Here is a 26,253-nt window from a genome sequence, read left to right on the forward strand (position 1 = left end):
GCAACTGTACCGCTTTCCGTTTACTAGACGGAGAGAGGACTCGAATGGTTTTAAAAAATACGCAGTTAGCCTCTTTGTTTGTAATATGTCAGCGCCAGTGCAAGAGCCAGCACAGAACCTTTCACAATATCCATTGCATAATAAGGAACAGACATCATCACAAGCCCATTTTGTAAGATTCCGATGAGTACAGCTCCGATAAAAGTACCAAATGCGTTTGGCTTACCTGCTCCCATGACGGAAAAGCCAATAAAAGCAGCCGCTACTCCATCCATTAAATATGGTGCCCCAGCATTAATTTCTGCTGTCATCACCCTTGATGCCAGCACAATACCTCCAATCGCTGCAAATAACGCAGAAAGCAGATAGGCCGCAATTTTGTATTTGTTCACATGAATGCCAGACAATCGAGCCGCTTCTTTATTCCCACCGATGATGTACATGAATCGGCCGTGCTTTGTGTAGGTCATGAAAACATGCGCAAATAGAACAATGGCAGCCATAATGAGAATGATATATGGCACCTGTCCGATTTTGCTGAAAAAGGCAGGGATCGTTCCTGTTGAAAACGTACCATCAGGCAGCACCATATTTTCAGAAATGGTCGCCCCTTTCGTATACGTTTGAGCCAGCCCTTGAATGATAAACATCATGGCTAATGTCATGAGCATATCTGGAATTTTCATTTTGACGATCATCCATGCATTTAACAATCCAACAATGATAGAAGCCGCTAGTGCAGAAAGGATTGCAATCAGTGGGTTTTGCGAGAACCATACGAACATAGAAATGACAATGGCATTTGACAGCGTAGCGACTGATCCAACTGATAAATCAAAACCGTTTACTGCCAATGAGATGGTTAAACCCACCGCAATGATGGTCACTATTGAGATAGACCGTAAAATATTAATGATATTTCCCGATTGCAAAAACGCTGGATTCGCTGCCGCAAATACCACAATCAACACAACAATGGTTAAAATCGTCCCATATCGATAAAAGAAATCAAACAGATGAAAGGATGGCCGCTGTTTTTTGATTTGCTGCACAGGGGCTGGAATTTGTTGTTCGCTCATGATTGTCCTCCTGTTGAATGATATAAAAGCTCCTCTTCAGTCGTCGGTGCAGTCATTTCCCGGGCAATGCTGCCATCATATAACACGTATACTCGGTCAGCGATACCTGCAATCTCTGACAGCTCACTCGACGCATAAATGACAGATTTTCCGCGGGCGGCAAGCTCTGCAATCAAAGTGAAAATATCTTTTTTCGCTCCAACGTCTACACCTTTAGTTGGTTCATCAAAGAGATACACATCTGCCTCAGCCAGCAGCCATTTTCCGATGGCAACCTTTTGCTGATTTCCACCAGATAGGTGCTTCACCTTTGCTTCAAGAGACGGCGTTTTGACACCAAGCCGTTTGACGATGTCGCCTGCTTCCCGCTTTTCCTTCGAACGATGTAAGAAGCTGAATACCCGTGAAAATGAATGAAGACTTGCAGCCGTTAAATTCCACCCCACGCTCTCTTCGGTCAGAACCCCTTCTTTTCTCCGCTCTTCAGGCACAAGGGCTATTCCAGCTCTCACAGCTTGATGAGGCGATGTGATGTGAATGGTTTGACCATGCAGCTGCACAGTCCCCGTCTTTTTTTCTGAGGCACCGAAAAGGGCTTTGCACAATTCTGTTTTTCCAGCACCGACAAGTCCTGCGATCCCGAGAATTTCTCCTTTCTTGACATAAAAGTGAATGTTGTTTAATTTGTGTTGATCATTTAAGTCTTTCACTTCAAGCACAATAGGTGCATCCTTCAAAGGTTTGCGAGACGGGAATTGTTCCTCTAATGGCGCACCTAGCATTTCTTCAATGACTTGCTGCGGATTTGTGTCTTTGACAAGGTGGGCTGCAACATCCGTTCCATTTCGCATCACTGTCAGTTCATCACAGATGGTGAAAATTTCGGGCATGCGATGGGAGATAAACACGATCCCTGTCCCATACTGTTTCAGCCGATCAATCATTGAGAATAATTTGCTTGTTTCTGCATGACTAAGCGGAGCTGTTGGTTCATCTAAGATTAAAATGCTGCATTGAATGGAAACGGCCTTAGCAATGAGCACCATCTGTTTTTCAGCAAGGGTCAGATCGCTGACAAGTCGTTTTGTGGAGATGTCGATGTCCATTTCTTTTAATAGCTGAGCCGCCTTGCGATGCAGCTCTTTCCAGCTGACAAATGTTTTTTTCTCAATCTCATGCATCATCATATTCTCGCCAACACTTAAGTAGGGAACAAGAGCCGTATCCACTTCTTGATGAACCGTCTGCACACCATATGAGGATGCATCCTTTGGGGTTTGAATGGTTGCCGCCTGGCCATTGATGTGGATGGTTCCGTCGAAGTGGGAATGAGCGCCAGAAAGAACTTTCATTAACGTGGACTTCCCAGCACCATTCGCTCCAATTAGTGCATGGACCGTCCCTTTTTTTAATGTGAAATTCACTTGATCTAAAGCTTTGACCCCTGGGAATTCAATTGAAATATTTTTCATACGAACAAGCGGCGCTGTCATAGGTGTCCTCCTTTTCTTGATATCATCTGAAAAACGAAACACCCTCTATGGAAAGAGAGTGCACGTCGCTTATTTTGTATAATGCTTCTTCAAGGTCTTCATCCAGTCTTCCTCAAAAGCAGTCGATGAACCGAATCCCTTCACCTCGTCTGCAAGATTGACCATGTTAATGGCTTTTCCTGCTTGTTGAAGCTGCTTTTGCGAGATGAGAGAGGCCTCAAGGTCATAGGAAGATGGTGTTTTCTCACCAGCTATTTTCTTCGCAAGAATCCTCACGTCGACTGCGCCGATGAGCTTCGGATCAACCGCTGCTGTGTACTTCCATGGACTGTCCTTCGCTGTCATTTCTTGAAGATCAGCATTTGACACATCAATCCCATAAATCTTCACTTCTGTTCTTCCTGCTTCCTTTAACGCTCTTGCTGCCCCAATGGCAAAGGCATCCCATGTGGCAAAAATAGCGTCCAGTTTGCCCTTTGGATACTTATTCAGCATGGCTGCTACTGCATTTTGCGTTTGAACAGACGTATCAGAAGAGGCTACACCAAAGCGGTCAAGCTCCTTGATCCCTGAATGTTGTTTAAGCGTTTCTTGATAGACCTTGTTTCGTCTCACCATTGGCGGGAATCCATCTACCCACAGGTACGCAATATTTGCTTTTCCTTTAAAATCAGACACGAGCGCGTCTAATGATTTTTTCGCTAATTGTTCGTCATCTTGAGACGTCACTGTGACCCCTTTGATGTCCTTTAGCTTAGGATTCGAATCAAACGCTACAACCGGAATGCCTTTCGCTGTGATCTTTTTCACATCAGCCACTGTCGCCTCGTCGTCCCCGTGAGAGATGATAAAGCCATCATAATTTTCTTCCAGCGCCTGAGAGATGGCATCATGGAATTTTGCTGTATCACCATTTGCGGTGTAGACATCTACCGTAAAGCCGAGTGCTTCACCTTCTGCCTTCGTTCCAGCTAAAAATTGAGCTGTATGATCGTCTCCTCCAATTTTGCGGATCACTTTAATTTTTGCCCCCTGTCCCTTTGCAAATCGCTTCGGTACATTGTCAAAAGAGACTTTTTCGTTTGCATTTGCCTTTGAGCCTGCACTTGATCCAGTGCCGCAGCCAGATAATAGGACGGTTAATGCCGTTAATAAGACAAGAAATGATGTAAAATGCTTACGCTTCATTGCTGTTCCTCCTCAAGTTGTTTTAAATTTTTCACATCGGAAAACTAGGTAAAAAAGTGGAAATACGCCTGTCAAACAGGCATTTGATTCGAAAAAGAGACGAAAAAAAGCCTCTCTTGGAAAGAGAGGCTTTATCACCGTTGCATGAAACATGTATCGGGAAGTCTTCCTCTCTTATCTGTCAAAGCTGTAACAGCTTTGCAGGAATTAGCACCAATTTCTACAATAGAAACGGTTGCTGGGCGTCATAGGGCCAGTCCCTCTGCCTCTCTTGATAAGAGATCCGTTATGAAATTTGTTTTCGTTGAAATGTCTTCTTTACTTTAATGTGATGTCACATCAATGTCAATGACTTTTTTGAAAATTTCTAAAATATCATCAGCTTCCGATAATTTTCTTAGCAGGTGATGATTTCTTCAGACGGAAATCATATTTTTTCTCATTCACAAATTGTGGGTTGAGATGGGCTGATCCTTTATCTTGACCGCTTTTAGAGAGATAGGTTTTGTAGCCTTCCATCCATTTCCCGCGCCAAATCCACTGTGATGCTTTCGCACCTTTGCGGTCATCATAAACGTTCTTCTGGAAGGTATTCTTTTGGTTCACTTGATAAAGATTCACGACTAAGTAATGCGAGGCGCTAGCCGTCATGATATTATTCGTGATTCGATTGTTCACCGCTTGATACTGCATTAGCAATTGGCCGCCTTCTAAGCCGGCTGTGTCATTTTTGTACAAAATATTATGTGAAATCGTCGTATTGGTTGTACCGCCACGCTTCTTATCATAGCCGCCAATAGAAATGCCTGTATAACGGTTTAAATATACTTGATTGTGTTCGATGCGGATGCGATCTGCCATTTTTCCTTTATGTTCGCTTGTGACTTCAATCCCCAGGTCATTGTGATGTGAGATGTTATGATCGATCACAATGTCTTTGCCGCCATCAACATAAATTCCGCCAGCGGAGATGTCGGTGCCGTAGGCTGGATTCCCTGCACTCGTAATCTCATATACTTTGTTTCTAGAGACGACACCATTTCTAACTTGATCATACTTTTTAGAGGGTGCTACGTTCTCGAAACCAATTAAATCAATGCCAATATTGTCAGTGTGCCGGACCGTGTTATGTGTCACACGGAACTTTTTGACGTTTCCATTTAGCACAAGCGCTTCGCTGAAGCCCAGTTTTAATTTTTCAACGGTATTTCCTTTGATTTCAATGTCTTCTATTGCTGCAGGAGCTTTTGTCCCATAGACAGCAATTCCATGTGCATTTCCATTTTCATGTTTCGTCTGAATGTCATACACTCGGTTATTGAGCAATTTAACGCCTTTACCGCTTCCTTTGATGAAAATACCAACTGGTGTTAAATCTTCTTTATTCGTCTTAAGATGTCCTACAGTCAGGCCTTTGAGGGTGATGTAGCTCTTTTGATCGACCGTGACAAGACCGCCATCGGCTTGATTTCCTTTAAGGGATGCCCCGCTAATCACAGGTTTTTCTTTTCCGTAAGCTTGAAAGACAACGGGTGCTTTCTTTGTTCCGGAATGACGGACAATCAATTTCTCTTTGTATGTACCGCCTCTCATGTAAATGGTTGTCCCAGCCTTCGCCATACTTGCTGCTTTTTTCAGCGTGCGGAAAGGTTTTTGCTTTGTTCCCGGGTTTTTGTCGTTTCCGTTTACCGCTACGTAATAAGATGTGCTTTGCTTAGCACCAGCTTCCTCTGTCATCGCCTGACAGCCAAAACTGATCATGGACATGAATACAATGAGTAAAATGCTTGGTATCGCTCGTTTCATCTTGTTGTTTGCTCCTTTCCCTTCTCTTCTTCCTTTATCGGTTAAAAAAAAAGAGGATTAAAATATGACAATGTCCCTTGCAATGTACTAGTCAAAAGGTGTATGGTTGAAAGAATATCTTACAGGAAAACCATTCGTTTTTAAATTGTCAGATTAATCAGTTAATAATGTATTTGGATTTTATTTCTTTTTTAAAAAGGGGGGACATAAGCCAAACTGACAGCAGAGAGAAGGAAAGCGCTTTAACAGATTTTTCTTGTCTGAATTCCAGAAAACCTATTGCTAATATTTTGTGAAGGTATAGAATAGAATCATAATTATTTCATATTATTAGAATTTTCAAATAATCAAACAGCAAGGAGATTTACAATGCCAAAACAACCCATCCGCGTTGAACTTAGTTCAACAAAAAAACCAAAACCTCAATCTGATCAACTTGAATTCGGAAAAATCTTCACAGATCACATGTTTGTGATGGATTATTCAATTGATAAAGGCTGGTATGATCCAAGAATCATTCCTTATCAGGCTATTCCAATGGACCCAGCTTCGATGGTCTACCATTATGGTCAATCTGTTTTTGAAGGCTTAAAGGCTTATGTTTCTGAGGATCAAAAAATTCTCTTATTCCGTCCGGAAAAGAACATGGAACGCTTAAACAGATCCAATGACCGCCTGTGTATTCCGCAAATTGATTCAGAAACAGTATTAGAGGGCTTAAATGAACTCATTCGCATTGATAAGGATTGGGTACCTGATGCAGAGGGCACTTCCTTGTATATTCGTCCATTCATTATTTCCACTGAGCCGTATTTAGGCGTTGCACCGTCTAGCACGTATAAGCTGATCATTATCTTATCTCCAGTGGGATCATACTATAAAGAAGGCATTCATCCGGTCAAAATTGCTGTTGAAAATGAGTTTGTCCGTGCCGTTAAGGGTGGAACAGGAAATGCCAAAACAGCTGGAAACTATGCATCAAGCCTTAAAGCACAGCAAGTGGCTGAAACGAAAGGATTTTCACAAGTTCTTTGGCTTGATGGAGTCGAGAAAAAATACATTGAAGAAGTCGGCAGCATGAATATCTTCTTTAAAATCAACGGAGAAATCGTGACGCCTGAATTGAACGGCAGCATTTTAGAAGGCATCACACGTAACTCTGTACTTGAGCTGTTAAAGCATTGGGGAATTCCAGTCACAGAGCGCAAAATTTCAATTGATGAGTTAATTGAAGCACATCAATCTGGCGAGCTTGAAGAAATCTTTGGGACTGGAACGGCAGCCGTGATCTCTCCTGTCGGGGAATTAATTTATCATGATCAGCCATATGTGATCCAAAATGGTCAAACAGGCGAAGTATCCAAGAAATTGTATGAAGCCATTACTGGCATCCAAAAAGGAACACAGCCAGATATCTTCGGCTGGACAGTTGAAGTTGACTCGGTCGTCAAGCAAGCATAATCATGTAAAAGAACCTTTCATTCACGAAGGGTTCTTTTTTGTTTATTAACCTCTCCAATATACCTTATAATGGTAATAAATTAAGGAGGGATGGTATGTTTTTTACTTATCTATTAGCGTTCATTGGGATCTGTATCGGATCGATGATCGTCGCTACTGGTTTCGACGATTCACCGTTCCTCACCCGATTTCTATTTAAGGCGTTTGGGATTTCTATCCTTGCTCTTTCCATCTCTTTTGTAAAGGTTAGACGAAAGAAGTTACAGAAACAAAAAGCGAAAAAGACTTAGTTGACTCGTCTCCTTGCCATCAAATCGTGCACCAAAACAAGACCGATACCGCAACAATTGCCCCGACGTATATCCACTGTTTCCCCTTGATGCTCCGCTTTCTTTCGATCAGTAAAAAAATCTCTGGCAAAAAGATGATCATGATTTCTAGGATAAAGACAAGATAGTAAACAAGCGGCATCGGCTGGAAATCAAACTTTCTTGCATCTCCTCCAATCGTTGCGAAATACATCAATAGATTGGTCACTGGAATGGTGAAACAAACAAGCAGACGGAGAACATAGATCCACACATAGCCCTTATGCCGAATGAGACCAACAAATGAAGCAATAAGGCCATACAAAAACAAGATCACTGTGCCATAACTCATGATAGGCTGTACGACAAACCCGTAAAGCATTAAACCAATTGCAACCATATTCCAACAGTCCTTTCTTTGAAGCCATACATGCTGTTTTTTCTATCATACACTTCTTTCTCCAGTTTCCATATGAAGAAATCATAAAAAATGACCCCATAAAAGGGGTCACTCATTATGTGTTAAGCATTGACTGATTTGAAGAATTGCGGTAAATATTCACGATGCGCTTCAAGCATTTCATCTAAAATTTGCTTTGCAATCTCGTCAGATGGGACGAGCGGGTTGATTGTCATCGCAACAAGAGCCGTCTCGTAATCTCCAGTCACAGCTGCTTCGGCTGCCACACGCTCGAATGATTTGATTTGTTGAACGAGCCCTCTGACAGCTACAGGCAGATCACCTGTCGCGATTGGCTTTGGTCCGTCCTTCGTAATGATACAGTTTACTTCAACCGCTGATTCAGCCGGAATGCTGGCAATCGCCCCTCTGTTCACTGTATTAACTGGTTGAATGTCATGCTTATCATTATAGATGGAGCTGATTAAGTTACAAGCCGCATCGCTGTAATAGGCCCCGCCTCTTTTTTCGAGCTGCGGTGGTTTAATCGACAAATCAGGATCTTTATAGAGTTCAAATAGTTCCCGCTCAACCTGCTGTACAACCTCCGCTCGTGTTCCTTTTTCTTGAGCCGCCTTTTGTTCTTCTTCCAGCATATCTTTCGTTTTATAGTAATAGCGGTGATACGGACATGGGATGACCCCTAATCCTTTCACAAAAGAAGGTTCCCAGTTTTTCGCTTCAATGTTTTTCATGGACCACTGGCTGTTTGGATTTCCTAGTTCATCAAGCACTTGATCCATAATGCTGACCCCGTCTAAATATACGTCTAATCCATAGACCATGTGATTGAGACCGGCAAACTGTACCTCAATGCGTTCTACATCCACTTCAAGCGCCTTAGCGATTCCCATTTTGATCCCAATCGGCACATTGCATAGACCGACGACTTTTTTGAGATTCGTGTAGCGTAAAACAGCTTCTGTGACCATGCCGGCTGGATTCGTAAAGTTCACAAGCCATGCGTCTGGGCAAAGCTCTTCCATATCCTTCACAATGTCTAAAATGACTGGGATGGTCCGAAGGCCTTTAAATAAACCGCCTGGTCCATTCGTCTCCTGACCGATGACGCCGTATTTAAGCGGTATTCTCTCATCCTTTGCCCGTGCTTCCAGAAGTCCTACACGAAATTGTGTCGTCACAAAATCTGCGTCCTTCAAGGCTTCCCGGCGGTCAAGAGTCAGGTGTACCTCAATCGGCAGACCTGCTTTTTCGACCATACGTTTCGCCAGAGCGCCCACGATGTTTAACTTTTCCTGACCCGCTTCAATATCCACAAGCCATAATTCCTTTACAGGCAATTCATGATATCGTTTAATAAACCCTTCGACGAGCTCAGGCGTATAGCTCGATCCACCGCCTATTGTGACAATTTTGATTCCTTCTTTCATGAATTGACACCTCCGAGTTGCTTCATTTTTTCATGGAGCTCAATGATTTCTGCTGCGAGCTCCTTAACGGTCATTGCGTTCATGAGATGATCCTGCGCATGAATCATTAGGAGGCTAATATCCGTCTTTTCGCCCCTGATTTCTCCTTGGATCAGCTCTGTCTGTGCGTGATGCGCCTCATTTAACGCGTCTTGTGCTTCCTGCATTTTTTGCTTCGCCTCATCAAAATTACCTTGCTTTGCACACGTAATGGCTTCCATCGCTGAGCTTCTGCCATTCCCGCCGTGCAGGATGAGTTGAAACACAATTTGTTCCATTTCCATCGGCCGCATCCCCCTTGTTCCCTCTATTACATGCTGACGACATTTTCATCAGTTGATGCTTTTGTTTCTAGCTCACTTTCTTCTTTCAATTTCTGCTTATCCCACATTCTAAAGAATGGGTAGTATAGAGCAAATGACAACGCAAGGTTAATCAGCTGCATGACAGCACCAGAGATTTTACCTCCTGTGGCGAGATAGCCTGAAATGATTGGCGGCATAGTCCATGGGACAGCAATCCCTGCCGGTTTTGCCACAAGGCCTGTGCTCATTCCGATATATGTGGTGATGATCATCATGATTGGCGTAAGGATAAACGGAATGAGAAGCATTGGGTTCATCACAATCGGCATTCCAAAAATGATCGGTTCGTTGATGTTAAAGATGGCTGGCCCAATGGCAAGGCGGCCAAGCTGTTTCATTTGTTTACTTCTGGCACGTAAGATCATGGTCAGCACCAAAGCAAGCGTTGCACCGCTTCCGCCGACGTTGATGAAGATTTCAAAGAACTGTGCTGTGAAAATATTCGGCAGCACTTCTCCTGCTTGGAATGCAAGACGGTTCTCATCCATTGCACCGAGCCAAATTGGCCCCATAACGCCCCCGACAATAGTTGCTCCGTGAATACCACATGCCCATAGGAGCATTTGCACACCCATCGCAACGATACTGCCGCCTAAGCTACCACCAAGAATGGAAAGCGGTGTGCCAATTAAGACCGTGATGATATTATGAATACTCTCAAAAGGTGTCATCTCAATCACAAGTCTAGCGACCCAGATCAGCGTGATGACCACAAAACCTGGAATAAGTGCAATAAACGATTTACTGACTGCTGGCGGTACACCATCAGGCATTTTGATGACGATATTCCGCTGTACAATAAAGCGGTAAATTTCGGTTGAAAGCATGGCAATAATCATGGCAACGAATAAACCTTTACTGCCCATCAGTGTGACAGGAATTCCCCCGCCCACTAGGATAGCTTCTGTTGAGCCTTCAGGTGTGAAAGGTACTTGATATGGAGTAGCCAACAGGAAAGCCGCAACAGCGATCGCACCAGATGATAGTGCATCAACCGCATACTTTTCAGCTAGCCTGTAAGCAATCCCGAAGGTCGCAACAAGTGCCATAATGTCAAAGGTTGCATTAACAGGATAGGATAGTTTCGTGGCCCATTCTGCTCCGAAGATACTTGCCATAAAATCGCTGTATCCTGGGATCGGAAGGTTGGCTAAAATGAGAAACAGTGAACCGACAATAATGAGAGGCATCGTTAAAACAATTCCGTCACGCAATGCTTGTAAATGTCTTTGAGCGGCAATCTTCCCTGCAAACGGCATGACCTTCTCTTCTAGAAATCGGTTGAATCCATTCATCCCCTCCGCCCCCTTTATCCGTTCACTAGCTGTTCAGCAGATTTTAAAACCTCGGCGCCATTACATACGCCATAATGCACGGTATTAATTACGTCTACTGGTATTCCTTTTTCTTCTCCAAGCTTTTTCATTTGTGGTAATAAATATCGAACCTGAGGTCCTAATAAAAGCACATCGGCTTGATCAATATGATTTTTCGCAGAATCTCCAGATACTGCCCAAATACGATAATCTTTTCCTTGTTCTTGTGCGCTTTTCTCCATTTTTGTGACAAGTAAGCTTGTGGACATACCTGCTGCGCAAACCAATAAGATATTCATGTGTAAACGCCCCCTTTTCAAAGTGTGAAGCTATTCTTTACACATTCATCATATTATGAAACCGCTTTCATAAACACCCATACTTTTTCCTTTAGGAAGCGGAAAAAGTTAATATCACACAGTTAGTTCTTGTACGAAGGAGCCTTTTTATACATGATATCAAGCATGTCTTCAAATGTATCACAGGCGATCAGGTGCTGAATGAATTTCACATTATGCACAAGCTCCCCCAGCAGGCGGTACATGCCTTTTAAATCTTTGGCATTCTCTTTTTCGACACAAAGCAGACAGACAAATTGAACCTTTTTCTCTCCCCAAATGATTGGTTTTTCTAATGTACAAATCGCCCAAAACGTCTCATCTGTCAGCGGCGTCATCGGGTGCGGAATCGCCGTATAATGTCCAAAAGAGGTAGGAGCAGCCTCTTCTCTTTCCATAACAGATGGTGTGAGCTCAGCTGGCGCTAATCCCATATCGATGATTTTTTGCGTTAAAAAGGTGATGACCTCTTCCTTTGTGTGAAAGGCGCGCTTTGTAAAAACCAATTCCTTTTTCATATATTGCGAGGCCAATGTCACCCTTGTTTCACTCGTCAGGGCTTCTTCAATTTTTAAAAAATCGCCGCCTCCCAAAATGGTGTTCACTTGAATGACTGGAACCGGTAATTCCATATGAATTGGAATCGTTGTAATAATCAAATCCAGGGCATGTAAAGAGACATGTGGAAGTGAATATAGCTCTGCTGTTCCTAAAATGGTCAGCTTTGACCCAAATTGTGAACGCAAACGATCCTGCAGCAGCCTTGCACTCCCTGCACCAGACGCACAGACAATGAGACACCGCTTCGGCGGGATCTCCATTTTCCTCCGCTCTAAAGCCGCACCAAAATGAAGCGCCATATATCCGATTTCGTTCTCATGAATACTCAGCCCCTCCTCTTCTTCAAGGACCCTGCTGGCGATAATCCCCGCTTCAAAGGCAAGTGGATACCCGGCTTTTATTTCATCAAGCATCGGATTTCTTAAGTTCATTCCATATTTACATCGGTTGATGGCAGGCTTTAAGTGCAGACTCAATCCAATCATTAGTTCCGTATCGCCGGCTAAATCAAGCTGCAATTTTTGATCAATGGCCTTCAGCATGAACTGTACAAGCCGGCTCGTGTCATCATCGACAATTTGTTTTTGACCGCTCGAGGAAAAGGACTGTACCATTTTGGCTGTTCCTAGTAAATGAATGGTGATATAGACGATTTCCTCTTGTGGAAATGAGACACCCAGCAGCCCTTCAAGACGCTCCACCATTTTTTTAGCGACCCTGTATTCCTTTGCCCGCGGAATTTCGCTGATTTCCTCTGGAAGAACAGATACATAGTTTCCGTGTCTAATTCGTTTGCAGGCAATAGCAACATGAACAATTAAATTATTCATGCAAATGTCTGATAGATTCATGCCTTCCTCATTGATATAATCGATCATTGTTTTCTGAATCAATTCGAGTTCATGCTTTGGCAAAATGGTAACAGCTGTGTTCAGCATCGTTTGATAAGAACGACGTTCATTGAATAAATATTCTGACATGCAATAACGAATTTTCATCTCTGATCCCTTGATCCGACAGCCTTTGCTCGGCTTCGCTTCCAGCTTCAGATCAAAGGGCTCCAGCTTACGTTTGACCGATTTCACATCGTTGCTCATCGTCGATTTACTAATAAACAGCTGCTCCTGTAAATCCTCCAGCTTCACATAGGATTCTGCCAAAAGAAGCCTTTTTAAAATAAACCGAACTCGCTCCTCTGGCAGCACAGCAAGCGGCTCTTCCTGCTCAACCTCCTCCTTCATAAAACGGCGAAAGGCATTCTCATCGTTGATCAACAGCTCATAGCCAGCTCCTCTTACAGCTGTTACAGCTGCTTGATAAGGGGCAAGACGGTCGTTCAGTTCCTTTATGTCTGTACGAATGGTGCGGCTTGTCACTTGTAAACTGGCAGATAGTGCAGCGCTTGTGAGCGGGGTCTCAGCTGCCATGAGCTGACTTAAGATGTGCGCCAGTCTTTTACTCAGCATCAGATCGGCCTCCTTATGTAGGGTGGAGAATCTGCCTTGTCTGGACAGGTTGTAAACGCTTGCAGTTCTCTTCATTACTCATATTCTACTGAAAAGAAATAAAAATTGCCATCTCATTTATATGACAAATGCCCCTATTTATACAACTAACCATATCTAATGTCCTATGAATCTTTTTGAAAGAAACTTGCGAACCACGAAAAAAAGGCGTACACCATCGTGTATCCGCCTTCTTTATGAAGAGATCATCTGGGTAAAGACAACCAATCTTTTTTCATGCGTGCCTGCAGCATGATCAAATGTCCCTGTACAAGTGATTAAATTGAGATTCCGTGTAAAGGCGTATCCAAAAAACGCATTAGGCTTCTCTTCACGCGGATAGCTTCTAACTTTTATGACTTCAAAGCTTCGCTTTTTTCCCGATGAGGACGTAACGATCACCTTGTCTCCCTTTTTCAGCTCCTTTAATCGATAAAAAACCGATGGCCCCCATTTATTATCTACATGGCCATTCATGACGGCATTCCCTTTATCTCCTGGTTTTGGACCATCTTTAAACCAAGCTGTGTTGTCTGTATCCCGAGGGACACCCATACTGCCATCCTTTAATAAAGCTGTTTTCTCCACTTTTGCTTTGACATCAATAGCGGGAATGGCGATTTCAGATGGTACTATACCAGATGGCTCGTCTTTAAATGTTTCGTGTGAGTGGTTCTGTTTCTCAGCTTGATGTGTGGTCATTTCCTTAGAAGCTGATATGTTTTTTGAGGATGACGATTCATCCATTGACTGTGATGAACAGCCTGTGATGATGAGAAATGAAAATATGCTGAGCAGCCAATTCTTCATCTAAGCCGGCCTCCTTTTGAAGAAAGGAACGGCACGATTGTGCACGTTCCCGTCTGTCTTTATGAGTTAGAATTTGATGCCTTACGGCGATTAAGGAAGAATGCACCTGCCACGCCGCCTGCGAGGATCAAACTTGCGATCATTCCCACAAATGCTTCATAGGACATGCCTAAAGGACCGGCTGTGCCCCCCATACCTGTTTTCGGCATTTCATTAGGCATGTTCGATTTGAACAGCTCAGGATGCTGGTCAACAATCGCTGCTGCGACATCCTGACCAACCATGAACATATGACCATAAGCCTCTCTCACTGTCGGGTAAAGCTGATCATATTCACCACTATGATAAGACGTATATGTTTTGATCAGCTCATCAATATGTGTTTTCAAACCAGCTTCTAAATCAGCTGCCTTCAAACGTCCATCTGTCGCTTGATCTAGGAATTTCGCTTGCTTCATTCGATACGCATCTAAATCTTTGACAGCCTTTTCTTTTGCTTGATGATCCCCTGATGCATCCGCTTTGACATAATCAACTAAGTAACCGATATGGCTTGACCAAATGTCTTTGAATTGTTTGCCTGCATCCTTACCATAAACAGATGCAATTGCAGCAGATAAATCATTTGTGTTTTCATTTAAAGCCGCTGCTGCTTGCTCAAAGTCCTTACTGCCATCATTTCCTTTTTGCATGGCAACTACTGCGAGTGCCAAATGCTCTGAAAACAAGTAGTTTAAATCTTCACGAAGATCCGCTGCTGGTGTATCCACTGACTTTTGATCAAATTTCCCAGGAAATTGATCTGTGATGGCCCATGACACGCCTTTTCCTACCTCAAACATATGATGAATGGATTTTCTCACCGTTTCATAGGTCGTATCAAAATCCTTTTCATTATAGCTGTCAAACGCTTTTAGCAGTTCGTTCACATGCATCTTCAAGCCTTCTTCAAGCTCACTTGCTTTCAGTCTCCCGTCTGTTGCTTGATCGAGCATATCGGCTTGTTTCATTCGATATTGGTCAAGCTGCTTGATCGCTTTCTTTTTACCTGCATCATCTTTTTTCGCTGTGGCTTGTACATAGTCAACAAAGTAGCCGATATGACTTGACCAAATGTCTTTGAATTGTTTGCCTGCTTTTTTACCATACACAGAGGCTATTGCATCTGATAAGTCATTCGTGTTGTCATTTAAAGCCGCCGCTGCTTGATCGAAGTCTTTACTGCCGTCAATTCCTTTTTGCATCGTGATCACCGCTAAATAGGCATGCTCTGAAAACAGCTGATCTAGTGCTGCTCGAAGATCTGTTGCTTTATTTGAAACCTCTTGTGACGAAGACGTCTTCTTCGCCTCCCCATGCATATGTCCTTCGTGTGCACTTGCGCTTTGAGCCGCTGGGAATAGTAACGCTGCGCTCAGTGGAATGGTTAACATTGCTTTCTTCATGTTCATCTTTTATTTCCTCCTCTTTCCGTTTGTTATGTACTTAACGGAGAGAGGGATGAAATGGATCATTCGATTCTATTATTTTTTTTACAACACAGGATCTGTATGTTTGCATAAAAAAAAGCCGGATTATCCGGCTGATACGTTACGACGTTTAGATGCTTTTCGCTCTTTATATATTTTCCTCACCACTGGATAAATCACAGGTGCCCATTTGACAATTTGTTTCAGCCATTTTTTCATTTCTCCCGCGCCTCCTTATTGTCATTCTTAAAGGACGATTCCCCATCTTGTCATGAAATAAACAGGTGCGGGAGAGCAGGAGTTAAATCACGCCTTGTGCGATCATGGCATCTGCCACCTTACGAAATCCTGCAATATTTGCTCCAACCATGATGTTCCCTGAGTGTCCATATTCGTCCGCTGTCTCTGTACACTGACGATAAATAGACTGCATCATTTGTTTCAGCTGATCATCTACTTCTTCAAATGTCCAAGACATTCTTGCACTGTTTTGCGCCATTTCCAGTGCTGAGACACCTACTCCGCCAGCATTCGCTGCTTTTGCTGGCGCAAACAAAATACGATTCTCTTCAAATACTTTGACTGCCTTAAGAGTGGACGGCATATTGGCTCCTTCTCCAACAGCGATGACACCATTTGCCACAAGCTGCTGTGCATGCGCCTCTGATATTTCATTTTGTGTTGCACATGGCAGCGCAATATCACAAGGAACGGACCAAATTTGTTCGCAATCTTCAATTAATTCAGCATGCGGGTGAATGTCTATGTATGCCCCAATCCGCTGATTCTCGACTTCCTTCAACTGTTTGATGGTCTCCAGTGAAATCCCTTGAGGATCATAAATCGCTCCGCTTGAATCACTGCAAGCCACAACCTTACCGCCTAATTCCATTACTTTTTCCATTGCATAAATAGACACATTTCCTGAGCCTGACACAACAACTGAACGCCCTTCAAATTGGAGCCCATGTGCTTTCAGCATTTCCTCCATGAAGTACACCAGTCCGTAGCCTGTCGCCTCTTTTCTCGCTAAGCTACCTCCGAACCCAGGGCTTTTCCCCGTGAGTACACCCGCTTCATAAGCACCGCGCATTTTCTTATACTGTCCGAACATATAGCCAATTTCGCGTGCTCCTACACCAATATCACCTGCTGGCACATCTTGATCAGGTCCGATATATCGGCCGAGTTCACTCATAAAGTTTTGAACGAAACGCATGATTTCTCCATCAGACTTGCCTTTAGGGTCAAAATCCGATCCTCCTTTCCCTCCGCCGATCGGCATACCAGTCAGAGCGTTTTTAAAGATTTGTTCAAACCCTAAAAACTTGATAATGCTTGCATTGACGGTTGGATGGAAACGAATGCCTCCTTTATAAGGACCGATGGCACTATTGAATTGAACCCTAAACCCTCGATTGACTTGTACTTTGCCCTCATCGTCTACCCATGGCACTCGAAATACCACAAGCCGCTCAGGCTCAATGAGCCGTTCTAAAATGCCCTGTTTTTCATACTCTGGATGCTTCGCAAAAACTGGGACGAGTGATTCCAGAATTTCTTTTACCGCTTGCTGGAATTCCTCCTCGCCGGGATTTCGTTTTTCCACCTCTTCTAACACACGGTGGATGTAGCTTTGTGCTGTTTGTGCTGCTCGATCTAAGGTCAACATGTCGCATCTGCCTCCTTGTAGATATCTCCACACTTTTAATTGTTAGATTTTCTAACGCATATTGAGATTAATTTAACACCAATTGTAAAATCTGATCAATATTGATAACAGATGAAAATGATGCCGAATTGAGATAGATCAAGCAGCCTCAGCATTTAACTTTAAAAATAAGCGCTCAAGGAATGACTAATGTGCTAGAAATGAACAAGCGGATGTTTCTCGTCCCGTTTTCTTTGACAAATACATGAATCATGATGAATTTCTAGCTTGTTTTCCAACGAAAAAAGGGTCAAAAGTTTGATCGGATGCACTCAATCTTTTCGAAGCTTCTCGCCTCTTTTTCGATCAGGTAGCACGACACAAAGCCAATATAAAATAGAAGACGATGGAAAGTTAATGAGACCGACAATACCCCAGAACCACTTGTAACGCCCTCTTTTCTTTGCATCCATAAATAAAAGAAAGCCCTGTGCAAACAATAACGGCAAGACGCACAATAAGATGATCATTTCCGTCTGACTCATAAGGAAGACCCTCCTTTGATATGTTGATATTCCTTGTAGCCAACAATAAAGCAGATGGGTATGCTCACTATTTGGAGAAGAATGAAGATGATAGGCAAATGGGTAATGGCAGCTGCAAAGAGTGCCAGAATGGTCAAACTGATCAAAACGTATGCCAGCACTTCTTGTTTAAAACGCCTTTTCTCTTGTTCCTTCGCCTGTTTCAACATCATCATGACAGCTTGCTCACTTGGCTTTTCCACTTCAATTTGTTCATCTAGCTGCTGCAGCTCTTCTTTTAAACGTTCGGTCAAACGATCTTCCTTCATACATCCCACTCCTTTCGAATTTTCTTTAATCCATGATGAACCCTCGATTTCACAGTGCCTTCTCTCATTCCAAGCATTGAAGCGATTTCTGGGTAGGTAAAGCCATAATAATAGTGCAGAATAATTGGTGCTCGCTCCTGAGCCTTTAATTCATTTAAAGCATCCCACATGTCATGCCATGTGTTCCCCTTTTGCTGAACGTCCCATTTGAAACGGCGTATGGCCTCCTGATTTGCTTTTCCTTCTCTCATTTGTTCACGTTTTCTTTTCTTCTGGTGATCTAAAAATTGCCTAGATGCAATCGAAATGAGCCAGGTTGAAAATAAAGAATCTCCTCTAAATGAAGAAAGTTTCATATACGCTTTCAGCATCGTTTCTTGCATGATTTCCTCTGCCAGCTCTTGTTGAAGGGTCAGCTTCAGCATATATCGGTAAAGGAAGGAATAATGATGTCGATAAAGGGCTGTAAACGCAGCATCATCGCCCTGTTTTGCCCGCTGAATCAATAATGCCTCTTCTGTCTGCTCCAAACACGCCCCTCCTTCCTTTTCTTCTCTTACTCATGAGACGACACGAATGACAATACCGTTTAAAATAGACCTTATTTTTTAGCATAACTTCTATGAAACCCATTTTATATGCCATTTTTTCTTATGTAATGATTATGGCATTCCTTCTTCTCTAACAAAATGATGCGTTTTGATTTTCTAGCAAATGGAGAGCCTCCTCTCCATAATCATGATGTCATCCACATACCTATCGACAATGGTCCTTATCTCATGAAGATGAAATAAAATAATCATTGGCTTAGCTTCCTAGAAAATCATGGAATACGCTGCGCCTATCCTTAGCCGATGATACCTTTTTGCATGCTATGCTCTTCCTACATTCCGAATGAGGCGATGCTTGTGAAGGAAGGAGGATTGGGTGAATCACAGCTTATTTTGGAAACGTTTTCATTAAAACAAAATAGAGAATGGAGATGTTGACTTTGAAGAGAAAATTTCCAATGTTAGCCGGTGTATTAGCTGTTGGTCTCGTCACTTCATTATTTGCACCAAACGGGGAGGCAAAGGCAGCAGCCAAATACCCAGAAAGCCCTTCTATAATGGCCAACTTTAATCAACAAGGCTTCTCCACATTAAATGGCGGCACAACAGGCGGTGAGGGCGGTAAAACCGTCACAGTCAAGACTGGAAATGAATTATTGGCTGCCCTCAAAAATAAAGGAACAAACGAAAAATTAAAAATTGTAGTAGACGGGACGATTACCCCTTCTAATACATCAGCCAATAAAATCGATGTGAAAGATACAAATAATGTTTCGATCGTCGGTAAAGGGACGAACGGCGAATTTAATGGGATTGGTATTAAAGTATGGCGTGCCAATAACATCATCATCCGCAACTTGAAAATCCACCACAGCAAAATCGGTGACAAAGATGCGATCGGGATCGAAGGCGGTTCTAAAAACATATGGGTCGACCATAATGAACTGTATAACACATTGAATTCTGGGAAGGATGACTACGATGGTTTATTTGATGTGAAAAATGACTCTGACTATATTACCTTCTCGTGGAACTATGTACATGACAGCTGGAAAACAATGCTCATGGGCAGCTCCGATAACGATAACTACAATCGAAAAATTACGTTCCACAACAACCGTTTTGAAAACCTGAACTCTCGTGTACCGTCTATGCGCTTCGGGGAGGGCCATGTCTATAACAACTATTACAAAGGCATCTTGGCAACAGCGATTAACTCACGTATGGGCGCAAAGATGAGAATTGAACACAACGTATTTGAAAACACCAATAATGCCATTGGAAGCTGGGACAGCCGTCAAGTAGGAACATGGCATGTCATCAACAACTCTTATATTAACAGCACAGGCAGTCTGCCAACATCTTCAACAGGTACGTATAACCCTCCTTATAACTACTCTTTGCTTAACGTGAACAATGTGAAATCAGAAGTGATCTCAAATGCAGGTGTTGGTAAAGTAAACCCTTAAACCACAAAACGTTCGGACAGAGATTTCCTGTCCGAACGTTTTTGTCATTTCATTTATATTGTAGAAAAAGGACGATCCATTTCGTACAGTTTTTGATAACGCTTGTTTTCTTTTAGTAAATCCTGATGCTGACCCTGCATCTCAATGCGTCCGGCTTCAATAAACATGATGCGGTCACACGCCTCACAGCCAGTCAGATGATGGGTTATCCAAATAACTGTTTTCCCTTTTAACACACGGAAGATGGTTTCAAGCAATTCACGCTCTGTCCGTGGATCAAGCCCGACGGTCGGTTCATCTAATACAACAACCGGCGTATCCTGCAGCAAAATCCGAGCTAATGCCATACGCTGTCTTTCTCCACCTGAAAATCGAACCCCTGTCTCCTGAACACCTGTGTGATAACCTTCTGGCAAAGACTCGATGTAATCATGCAGTTGCACTTGTCTAGCTGCTTCTTTTACCTGCTCTTCTGTCGCCTCTGGAGATCCTAAACGGATATTGTTTAAAACAGACGTATCAAATAAATAAGGCTGTTGATTGAGCACAGACACATAGGCAGACACCTTCTCTTGAATGCTTTGAACCGGTTTTCCTTGAATGCTGACAGCTCCTTGATTTGGAACGACTGCCCCTTCTAACAATTTTAAAATGGTCGATTTGCCTGCACCGCTTTTTCCTAATAGTGCGAGTGATTCCCCTTGCTTCAGAGAAAAGGACAGGTCTTGAAGTACATATTGATGCGTGTCATACCGAAAGGACACTTGATTGAAACAGACCGCTTCATCGTGAGAAAGGGTTGACTGATTCACTGCCTCGCTCTCAGTTTCTCCTTCATATGACTGCTTTTCATAATGATGTAATCTGCTGACAGCATGCTGATAGACAGGGATATCACCTGCTGCATCTGACAGCGGAAGAAAGGCTTCTGTTAATGGAAACAGCACAAGTACAAAGGCTGCAATCAGGGTGTGTGACATGGATCCTGACTGAACGACCGATCCGCTCCAATACACGACAAGTACGACAGCTCCTCCAATGATCAGCTGTGCAAAAAATTGGCGCAGGCGGATAAACCGGTGCTTGGCTGCTTCAAGCGCTAACAGCTGCGCTTCTTTTTGTTCATAACCATCAACAAAATCTTTCTGCCTGCCGCTGAACAACCAGTCACTAACGCCCATGACTGCATCTGTTAAATGGCTGTACAGTTCATTTCTGCCTTTTTTCATTTGAATTTGTCTTGCCCGGTTCACAAGCACTGTGACGTATGGGAAAACGAATACGAGGAGTGCCATATAAAGCAGCATCAGTCCAGCAAAAGGCCATGAGAAAAGGCCAAGTGCTCCAATGGATGCGGCATATAAAAGCAGTGCACCGATGGATGGAAAGATGGTTTTTAAATAGGCATCCTGCAGTCTCTCCACATCATCTGACAAGAGGCCAAGCATTTCACCTGTCCCCAGCTTTGTCTGTTTGGCACTTCGTTCAGCCATGTCATACAGACGCACACGCATTTTTTCAATCATTGTCAAAATGAGCTGATGGCTCGCCAGCCTTTCTGCATAGCGGGCAGCAGAGCGCGAAATACCAAAGGTACGTACAGCCACGATTGGGACGTAGACCATGAGTATATTCTCAGGTCTTGTCGCGGCTTTTGAAATGAGAAAGCCCGACGTGTACATCAGCATAGAAGCAGAGAATACCGCAATGGCTCCTAAAAATAAAACCAAGGCAAACAGCTTTCGATTCTCCTTGATATAAGGTATAAACCAGCCTTTACTGATCATGTGTGACCGCCCCCATTTGCTCCTGTACCAATTCATAATACACGCCTTTTCTTTGCATTAATGATTCATGTGTCCCCATTTCTGCGACGGTTCCTTGATCCATGACAATGATTTCATCCATGTCCGGCATCCAATGGAGTCTGTGTGTCGCTAAGAACACAAGTTTATGTTCAAACAGTGGAAGCATTGTTTTTTTCAATTCATACTCTGTTTCAATATCGAGATGCGCCGTTGGTTCATCTAACAGCATAATCGACCGCTGGCCCAGCACAGTTCGAGCAAGGGCAATTCTTTGCGCCTGTCCGCCGCTTAGCCCTCTTCCCTGTTCTCCAATGACCTCATCCAGGCCATTTGGCAGCTGCGTGACAAGCTGAGTTAAACCAGCCTCATGCACAGCTCTTTCCACTTCTTCATCTGTTGCATTCGGTTCATAAAAACGAATGTTTTCTCTTAATGTCATGTGAAATAAATAGGGATGCTGCGGCATATAGACAACTTCCTTTTGCCATTCCTTCATCTGTAAATGAACAAGCGGCTGGCCGTTTAGCGTGATTTGACCCGAAGACGGTTCAACAAAGCCGCCGAGGACATCGGTTAACGTCGATTTCCCTGAACCACTGGCACCAATAATGCCGATTTTTTTCTTCCCTTTGACAATGAGATCTACATCCTGAATGGAATAAGGGGCATGTTCATCATGCTGGACACAAACATCTTGCAGCGTGAGCACGGATTGTGCATCCCACTTGTCCAGCTGCACAGATTGTGTCTCCTGCGTGCGGAAGCGCTTTTCTTCTAAAATGACCTGCATAGCTTCATTCGCTTCTTTTCCATTTAACGTCGCATGATAATCATTTCCTACTTCACGTACCGGCAGGAAATACTCTGGCGCCAGCATAAGCGCCGTCAAAGCCGGCAATAAGAGAAGCTCTCCTTCAATTAATCGCAAGCCAAGAAAAACAGCGACGGTTGCAATTGATAGCATGGAAAAGAAATCGAGCGCAAACGATGACAGAAAGGCGACCTTCAGTGTGCTCATGGTCGCTTTTCGATATCGCTTTGACACCTCCGCAATATTACGGGAGTGTTTTTTGCTGATACCTAAGTACCGAAGCGTCTCAAGGCCGCGGAGAGAGTCAGTAAAATGATTGGATAATTTCTCATACGATCTCCATTGTTTAGCCGCTTTACGCTGAGCAACAAGGCCTAGCAAAATCATAAAAATAATTAAAATAGGCAGCGTCACAATTAAAATGACGGCCGATGTTTCATCTAATGTCCACACATAGATAAGGACCATTGCCGGAATCACTGCCATGTTCACCATTTTCGGCAAAAACAGCTGTAAATACTGACGGTATTGAGCAATTCCTTCCATTGCTAATGTGACAAGCTTACCTGTCCCCTTTTTCTTTGCGAAGGCAGGTCCTAATCGAAAGAGTTGGTCTAGCAACTGCTTTCTGACGTCTGCTCCAATTCGGGAAGAGTACGTAAACATAACCTTCTCCCGAATCAAGGTGAGACCGTGCCGCACAAGAAAGGCAGCAAGAAACAGCAGGACATATGGCGTTGCCTGCGAGAGGCTTTTCCCGTCAAACAGCGTTGTAATGGCATGTGCCAGCCACTGTGCTTGGAAAATAATACTTGCTCCTTGGATGAGTGACACAATACCTAAGAGGGCAAGAAGCCCTCTCATTCCTTTTAGTTGAAGCAAACGTTTATCCATTAGTAGGTCATTGGCTCCTTACCGCTTACACGTTTACGGAAGACGTAATAGCTCCAAATTTGATACCCAAGCACAAAGGGCAGCAAAGAAATGGCCACAATCGTCATGACCGTCAGTGAATAAGATCCAGATGCAGCGTTTTGAATCGTGAGATCAAATGAATGGCTGATTGAACTAATCATGACGCGCGGGAACAATGCAGTGAACAGCATGGACACCGTCACCATGATGCCTGCGCCTGTGAATAAGAATGTCCAGCCATCACGTTCTTTTCTCATCAAAACAAGAGCAGCTATATAACAAGCCACAATTAGCACAGTTAACGGAATGGTGATGATCGGGCGTACGGTATAAATATCTGTTTCAATGATGGACACACCGACAAAGATGACAAGAACAGGGAGTGCAATGAGCAGGACACGCTGACCTAGTTTTCTTGCACGATCTCTTAAGTCACCCTCTGTACGAAGTGTGACGAAAATCAAGCCATGCAGCAGGCAAAGAACTGTCACAGCTACCCCGCCGATCACTGAATAAAGATTCACAAAGTCCGTAAAACCAGCGTACATGTTCATGTCTTGATCAATTGGCATCCCGCGTAAAATACTCGTGAATAATACACCTAGTAAAAATGGCGGAAGCAGACTGCCAAAGAAGATGACCCAGTCCCACACCTTGATCCAAGAGGCTTTCTCAACCTTCCCTCGGAATTCAAAGGCGACCCCGCGCCCAATGAGCGCTAAGAGGAGAACCGCAAACGGAATATAGTATCCGCTGAACATCGTGGCATACCAGTTAGGAAATGCAGCGAAAATAGCGCCGCCAGCTGTAATCAGCCAGACCTCATTCGCATCCCAGAAAGGACCAATCGTATTGATTAAAATGCGGCGCTCGTGCGCGTCCTTTCCAAGCAGCTGCATGGACATCCCGACACCAAAATCAAATCCTTCTAAGAAGAAAAATCCAACAAACAATACTGCGACAAGAATAAACCAAATCTCGTTAAGATATGCCATGATATGCGCCTCCATCAAATGGATCTGTAGACAGGTCCGTTTCATCCTTTTGATCTGTATCTTCTTCAGAATGTGCACCTTTTTTAATTTCTCGAATGAATAAGTAAGCGAGCACAATAGCAAGAATCAGATACATCGCCGTAAAGCTAATGACTGAGAATAACAGCATGCCGTACGATACGTTCGGTGAAATCGATTGAGCCGTCGTCATCATGCCAAAGACGGTCCACGGCTGACGCCCGATCTCAGTCATGATCCAGCCGGCTGAGTTCGCAATAAACGGGAACGCAATCATCCATACCATGAAGCGTAAATACCATTTGTTTGTTTCAAGTTTCTTTCTAAAGCTTAAGTACAAGCCAATCATACTAGCAAAAATCATCAGCATTCCTGCACCGACCATGATTCTAAAGCTCCAGAATGTTGTTTTCACTGGCGGAATATAGTCTCCGGGACCAAACTTGGCTTCATATTCTTTTTGAAGTGTCAGCATACCTGGAACGTCTCCACTGAACTTCGAATAAGCCAAATAACTTAAGGCAAACGGAATATTGATCTCCGCAGAGTTTTCTTTTTTATCTGTGTCAATGTTGGCAAATAGTGTCCAAGCCGCTGGATCTCCACTATCCTTCCAAAGGGCTTCACTTGCTGCCATTTTCATTGGCTGTGATTTCATTAAATGCTTCGCTTGATCATGTCCAGAGAACGCCACACCTAAGCCAGAAATTAAAGCGAGGACCATCGCAATCTGGAATGACTTTTTGAAAAAGGCGATTTCTTGTTTTTTAATCATTTTATAGGCACTAACTCCTGCAATAAAGAAAGCTCCTGTTGCCAGTGCACCAAACAGAACGTGCGGGAACTCAACCCAAAGCTGCGGGTTCGTCACAAGAGCGCCAAAATCATTCATTTCTGCACGGCCATTTTTAATGGCAAATCCAACTGGCTCCTGCATAAATGAGTTGGCGAGTAAAATCCAAAACGCCGAAAAGATCGTACCAAGGGAAACAAGCCAAATGCACAATAAATGAATCTTCTTCGGCAGACGATCCCAGCCGAATATCCAAAGTCCAATAAATGTAGATTCAAGGAAAAAGGCCAAAAGCGCTTCAATGGCAAGCGGTGCACCAAAGACATCACCGACAAACCTTGAATAATCTGACCAGTTCATCCCAAACTGGAATTCCTGCAGAATCCCTGTTACCACACCTACTGCAAAGTTAAGTAAGAACAGGTGACCCCAAAACTTCGCCATCTTTTTATAGATGTCTTTTTTCTTGACGACATAAAGGGTCTGCATCAATGCGACGATAAACACCAAACCTATTGACATAGGAACAAAAATAAAATGAAATAATGTCGTTGAAGCAAATTGAAATCTTGCTAAAAACAGCTCACTCACAGCCTTACATCCTCCCTTACTTTCACATGCCGAACGATTCATGCTCACCATTTCACAAAATGTCCACTATTTGTTCAATGTTTCACAAATAAAAGTCCATTTGAAATGGTTCACTCGGTGAAATTTTACTCTTGATTTTCATTCGGTTAGTTATTTATACCTGTACTTTACACCCATACGCTTCAAAAATAAAGTAAATTTTACCTAAA

Annotated in this window: 24 protein-coding genes and 1 riboswitch; of the genes, 3 read left to right on the forward strand and 21 right to left on the reverse strand. The window is 43.3% G+C overall.

Annotated features, from left to right (window positions below; translation table 11 throughout):
- Positions 1-65: 65 nt before the first annotated feature.
- The 4 genes from QSJ46_RS03745 to QSJ46_RS03760 all read right to left on the reverse strand — a co-directional run bounded on the left by QSJ46_RS03745 (position 66) and on the right by QSJ46_RS03760 (position 5,566).
- Positions 66-1,079 (reverse strand): ABC transporter permease, encoded by a 1,014-nt coding sequence (locus QSJ46_RS03745; protein WP_039182429.1) that lies wholly within the window; start codon positions 1,077-1,079, stop codon positions 66-68.
- Positions 1,076-2,572, reverse strand: coding sequence for a sugar ABC transporter ATP-binding protein (locus tag QSJ46_RS03750; RefSeq protein ID WP_285604295.1), 1,497 nt, complete (start codon positions 2,570-2,572; stop codon positions 1,076-1,078). The genes QSJ46_RS03745 and QSJ46_RS03750 overlap by 4 nt, the downstream gene beginning before the upstream one ends.
- A gap of 69 nt (positions 2,573-2,641) precedes the next feature.
- Positions 2,642-3,760: a sugar ABC transporter substrate-binding protein gene (locus QSJ46_RS03755; protein ID WP_041087658.1), complete on the reverse strand. Its 1,119-nt coding sequence runs from the start codon at positions 3,758-3,760 to the stop codon at positions 2,642-2,644.
- 171 nt (positions 3,761-3,931) lie between these two features.
- Positions 3,932-4,041, reverse strand: a riboswitch (SAM riboswitch).
- A 97-nt stretch (positions 4,042-4,138) separates the two neighbouring features.
- On the reverse strand, positions 4,139-5,566 hold the full coding sequence (locus QSJ46_RS03760) for a DUF1565 domain-containing protein (protein WP_285604296.1): 1,428 nt from the start codon (positions 5,564-5,566) through the stop codon (positions 4,139-4,141).
- Between the two features lie 369 nt (positions 5,567-5,935).
- Between QSJ46_RS03760 and QSJ46_RS03765 the strand changes: the two genes are divergently transcribed.
- Positions 5,936-7,027, forward strand: a complete 1,092-nt coding sequence (locus QSJ46_RS03765; RefSeq protein WP_039182437.1) for a branched-chain amino acid aminotransferase — start codon at positions 5,936-5,938, stop codon at positions 7,025-7,027.
- Between the two features lie 95 nt (positions 7,028-7,122).
- Positions 7,123-7,317 (forward strand): hypothetical protein, encoded by a 195-nt coding sequence (locus QSJ46_RS03770; protein ID WP_058838465.1) that lies wholly within the window; start codon positions 7,123-7,125, stop codon positions 7,315-7,317.
- Between the two features lie 19 nt (positions 7,318-7,336).
- Here the strand turns inward: QSJ46_RS03770 and QSJ46_RS03775 are convergent, their stop codons facing one another.
- The 13 genes from QSJ46_RS03775 to sigY form a co-directional block, all read right to left on the reverse strand.
- Positions 7,337-7,735 (reverse strand): hypothetical protein, encoded by a 399-nt coding sequence (locus tag QSJ46_RS03775; RefSeq protein ID WP_047202963.1) that lies wholly within the window; start codon positions 7,733-7,735, stop codon positions 7,337-7,339.
- A 122-nt stretch (positions 7,736-7,857) separates the two neighbouring features.
- On the reverse strand, positions 7,858-9,186 hold the full coding sequence (locus QSJ46_RS03780) for a 6-phospho-beta-glucosidase (protein WP_047202962.1): 1,329 nt from the start codon (positions 9,184-9,186) through the stop codon (positions 7,858-7,860).
- Entirely contained in the window at positions 9,183-9,509 is a 327-nt protein-coding gene (locus tag QSJ46_RS03785) for a PTS lactose/cellobiose transporter subunit IIA (protein WP_039182451.1), read from the reverse strand. The genes QSJ46_RS03780 and QSJ46_RS03785 overlap by 4 nt, the downstream gene beginning before the upstream one ends.
- A 26-nt stretch (positions 9,510-9,535) precedes the next feature.
- The gene (celB, locus tag QSJ46_RS03790) at positions 9,536-10,885 is read right to left on the reverse strand and encodes a PTS cellobiose transporter subunit IIC (RefSeq protein WP_024423868.1); all 1,350 of its coding nucleotides are present in this window, start codon (positions 10,883-10,885) and stop codon (positions 9,536-9,538) included.
- A 14-nt stretch (positions 10,886-10,899) separates the two neighbouring features.
- On the reverse strand, positions 10,900-11,205 hold the full coding sequence (locus QSJ46_RS03795; protein WP_003214824.1) for a PTS sugar transporter subunit IIB: 306 nt from the start codon (positions 11,203-11,205) through the stop codon (positions 10,900-10,902).
- Positions 11,206-11,327: 122 nt separating this feature from the next.
- Entirely contained in the window at positions 11,328-13,271 is a 1,944-nt protein-coding gene (locus QSJ46_RS03800) for a BglG family transcription antiterminator (RefSeq protein ID WP_285604297.1), read from the reverse strand.
- 234 nt (positions 13,272-13,505) lie between these two features.
- Positions 13,506-14,120: a class F sortase gene (locus tag QSJ46_RS03805; protein ID WP_285604298.1), complete on the reverse strand. Its 615-nt coding sequence runs from the start codon at positions 14,118-14,120 to the stop codon at positions 13,506-13,508.
- A gap of 59 nt (positions 14,121-14,179) precedes the next feature.
- Positions 14,180-15,571 carry a copper amine oxidase gene (locus QSJ46_RS03810; protein WP_285604299.1) on the reverse strand — a complete coding sequence of 464 codons (1,392 nt, stop codon included), beginning with the start codon at positions 15,569-15,571 and terminating at the stop codon, positions 14,180-14,182.
- A gap of 123 nt (positions 15,572-15,694) precedes the next feature.
- Positions 15,695-15,808, reverse strand: coding sequence for a hypothetical protein (locus QSJ46_RS03815; RefSeq protein ID WP_223250414.1), 114 nt, complete (start codon positions 15,806-15,808; stop codon positions 15,695-15,697).
- 82 nt (positions 15,809-15,890) lie between these two features.
- Entirely contained in the window at positions 15,891-17,261 is a 1,371-nt protein-coding gene (gene gdhA / locus QSJ46_RS03820) for an NADP-specific glutamate dehydrogenase (protein ID WP_285604300.1), read from the reverse strand.
- A gap of 311 nt (positions 17,262-17,572) precedes the next feature.
- Positions 17,573-17,785, reverse strand: coding sequence for a transcriptional regulator (locus tag QSJ46_RS03825; protein ID WP_285604301.1), 213 nt, complete (start codon positions 17,783-17,785; stop codon positions 17,573-17,575).
- Positions 17,782-18,093: a YxlC family protein gene (locus QSJ46_RS03830; RefSeq protein WP_047202956.1), complete on the reverse strand. Its 312-nt coding sequence runs from the start codon at positions 18,091-18,093 to the stop codon at positions 17,782-17,784. The genes QSJ46_RS03825 and QSJ46_RS03830 overlap by 4 nt, the downstream gene beginning before the upstream one ends.
- The gene (gene sigY / locus QSJ46_RS03835; RefSeq protein ID WP_107162858.1) at positions 18,090-18,623 is read right to left on the reverse strand and encodes an RNA polymerase sigma factor SigY; all 534 of its coding nucleotides are present in this window, start codon (positions 18,621-18,623) and stop codon (positions 18,090-18,092) included. The genes QSJ46_RS03830 and sigY overlap by 4 nt, the downstream gene beginning before the upstream one ends.
- A 452-nt stretch (positions 18,624-19,075) precedes the next feature.
- On the opposite strand from sigY, the gene QSJ46_RS03840 reads away from it, so the two are divergent.
- Positions 19,076-20,113, forward strand: a complete 1,038-nt coding sequence (locus QSJ46_RS03840; protein WP_285604302.1) for a pectate lyase family protein — start codon at positions 19,076-19,078, stop codon at positions 20,111-20,113.
- A 53-nt stretch (positions 20,114-20,166) separates the two neighbouring features.
- On the opposite strand, the gene cydC is transcribed toward QSJ46_RS03840, so the two are convergent.
- Genes cydC through QSJ46_RS03860 form a run of 4 tightly spaced genes read right to left on the reverse strand, consistent with a single transcriptional unit; the run spans position 20,167 to position 26,044 of the window.
- Positions 20,167-21,900 carry a thiol reductant ABC exporter subunit CydC gene (gene cydC / locus QSJ46_RS03845; protein WP_285604303.1) on the reverse strand — a complete coding sequence of 578 codons (1,734 nt, stop codon included), beginning with the start codon at positions 21,898-21,900 and terminating at the stop codon, positions 20,167-20,169.
- Entirely contained in the window at positions 21,890-23,626 is a 1,737-nt protein-coding gene (cydD, locus tag QSJ46_RS03850; protein ID WP_285604304.1) for a thiol reductant ABC exporter subunit CydD, read from the reverse strand. Before cydD ends, cydC begins: the two co-directional genes overlap by 11 nt.
- Positions 23,626-24,642 (reverse strand): cytochrome d ubiquinol oxidase subunit II, encoded by a 1,017-nt coding sequence (gene cydB / locus QSJ46_RS03855; RefSeq protein ID WP_047202951.1) that lies wholly within the window; start codon positions 24,640-24,642, stop codon positions 23,626-23,628. Before cydB ends, cydD begins: the two co-directional genes overlap by 1 nt.
- On the reverse strand, positions 24,629-26,044 hold the full coding sequence (locus tag QSJ46_RS03860; RefSeq protein ID WP_039182485.1) for a cytochrome ubiquinol oxidase subunit I: 1,416 nt from the start codon (positions 26,042-26,044) through the stop codon (positions 24,629-24,631). The genes cydB and QSJ46_RS03860 overlap by 14 nt, the downstream gene beginning before the upstream one ends.
- Between the last annotated feature and the right edge of the window lie 209 nt (positions 26,045-26,253).

The organism is Bacillus sp. YKCMOAS1, assembly GCF_030268125.1.
GTDB classification, from domain to species: domain Bacteria; phylum Bacillota; class Bacilli; order Bacillales; family Bacillaceae; genus Bacillus; species Bacillus safensis.

Coding starts and splice junctions, on each gene's coding strand:
- QSJ46_RS03780 (WP_047202962.1), bottom strand. CDS start 9,186: ATGAAAGAAGGAATCAAAATTGTCACAATAGGCGGTGGATCGAGCTAT.
- cydB (WP_047202951.1), bottom strand. CDS start 24,642: ATGGCATATCTTAACGAGATTTGGTTTATTCTTGTCGCAGTATTGTTT.
- QSJ46_RS03800 (WP_285604297.1), bottom strand. CDS start 13,271: ATGCTGAGTAAAAGACTGGCGCACATCTTAAGTCAGCTCATGGCAGCT.
- QSJ46_RS03810 (WP_285604299.1), bottom strand. CDS start 15,571: ATGAACATGAAGAAAGCAATGTTAACCATTCCACTGAGCGCAGCGTTA.
- QSJ46_RS03795 (WP_003214824.1), bottom strand. CDS start 11,205: ATGAATATCTTATTGGTTTGCGCAGCAGGTATGTCCACAAGCTTACTT.
- QSJ46_RS03825 (WP_285604301.1), bottom strand. CDS start 17,785: ATGAGTCAGACGGAAATGATCATCTTATTGTGCGTCTTGCCGTTATTG.
- cydC (WP_285604303.1), bottom strand. CDS start 21,900: ATGATCAGTAAAGGCTGGTTTATACCTTATATCAAGGAGAATCGAAAG.
- QSJ46_RS03765 (WP_039182437.1), top strand. CDS start 5,936: ATGCCAAAACAACCCATCCGCGTTGAACTTAGTTCAACAAAAAAACCA.
- cydD (WP_285604304.1), bottom strand. CDS start 23,626: ATGGATAAACGTTTGCTTCAACTAAAAGGAATGAGAGGGCTTCTTGCC.
- QSJ46_RS03750 (WP_285604295.1), bottom strand. CDS start 2,572: ATGACAGCGCCGCTTGTTCGTATGAAAAATATTTCAATTGAATTCCCA.
- QSJ46_RS03770 (WP_058838465.1), top strand. CDS start 7,123: ATGTTTTTTACTTATCTATTAGCGTTCATTGGGATCTGTATCGGATCG.
- QSJ46_RS03785 (WP_039182451.1), bottom strand. CDS start 9,509: ATGGAAATGGAACAAATTGTGTTTCAACTCATCCTGCACGGCGGGAAT.
- gdhA (WP_285604300.1), bottom strand. CDS start 17,261: ATGTTGACCTTAGATCGAGCAGCACAAACAGCACAAAGCTACATCCAC.
- QSJ46_RS03830 (WP_047202956.1), bottom strand. CDS start 18,093: ATGAAGGAAGATCGTTTGACCGAACGTTTAAAAGAAGAGCTGCAGCAG.
- QSJ46_RS03840 (WP_285604302.1), top strand. CDS start 19,076: ATGTTGACTTTGAAGAGAAAATTTCCAATGTTAGCCGGTGTATTAGCT.
- celB (WP_024423868.1), bottom strand. CDS start 10,885: ATGAATGGATTCAACCGATTTCTAGAAGAGAAGGTCATGCCGTTTGCA.
- QSJ46_RS03760 (WP_285604296.1), bottom strand. CDS start 5,566: ATGAAACGAGCGATACCAAGCATTTTACTCATTGTATTCATGTCCATG.
- QSJ46_RS03815 (WP_223250414.1), bottom strand. CDS start 15,808: ATGAAAAAATGGCTGAAACAAATTGTCAAATGGGCACCTGTGATTTAT.
- QSJ46_RS03805 (WP_285604298.1), bottom strand. CDS start 14,120: ATGAAGAATTGGCTGCTCAGCATATTTTCATTTCTCATCATCACAGGC.
- QSJ46_RS03755 (WP_041087658.1), bottom strand. CDS start 3,760: ATGAAGCGTAAGCATTTTACATCATTTCTTGTCTTATTAACGGCATTA.
- QSJ46_RS03775 (WP_047202963.1), bottom strand. CDS start 7,735: ATGGTTGCAATTGGTTTAATGCTTTACGGGTTTGTCGTACAGCCTATC.
- QSJ46_RS03745 (WP_039182429.1), bottom strand. CDS start 1,079: ATGAGCGAACAACAAATTCCAGCCCCTGTGCAGCAAATCAAAAAACAG.